This is a genomic window from Oleiphilus sp. HI0043, assembly GCF_001634935.1.
Map to the genome: position 1 here is coordinate 1 of NZ_LWEY01000898.1, position 615 is coordinate 615.

Here is a 615-nt window from a genome sequence, read left to right on the forward strand (position 1 = left end):
TAAACCAGACCTTGTTTCGTAAGCTCAAAAAACATAATCGAGTTCGCAGAGCTACTCCCTTGCTCGACGTTACTGAAGAGGCCAATGAAGCCAAACTGGTTGTTTAACCTCTAGCAACAACAGGCTGCAGATCGATCAACCCTGACTGGGTGAATCGCTGACGCAGTCTGCTTTTGACGCTGCAACAAAACCTTTAATCAAGACACCGTATCCTCTCTCCGCGAAAACACCTTTAAAAATCAGGTCACAAAATAACTATACGAATTTACCCCTCCGCTCAGGATAGTTAGAGTCAATGATCTACTGTGATTTTTCAGGTAGTTTATGAACTACCCAGTATCCCACACTCATCGCGAAGACTAGTACTGCGGTGGCATAAACATACTCTGGTTGAACCTCTTTGTAATCCAGAATAATCACCTTTCGCGCTACCGCCATTAGGGCAGTAGCCATCACAATCTTTACATGAATCACATCATCACGTAGATAGACGGTAATATTGATAAGGATCTCAATGGCAATCAAGACTGCCATGAACGCCCCAAACGTTGCCAACATATCAGAGATAGTGAGTATAAACAGCGGCGGTGTTATGAGCTTTTGATACAGTGTCCA

Annotated in this window: 1 protein-coding gene; it reads right to left on the bottom strand. The window is 43.7% G+C overall.

Going from position 1 to position 615, the window contains the following annotated elements; translation table 11 throughout:
- Positions 1-300: 300 nt before the first annotated feature.
- Positions 301-615: phosphate-starvation-inducible PsiE family protein (locus A3729_RS10165; RefSeq protein ID WP_068633777.1), on the bottom strand; the 315-nt coding region annotated here is incomplete at its 5' end.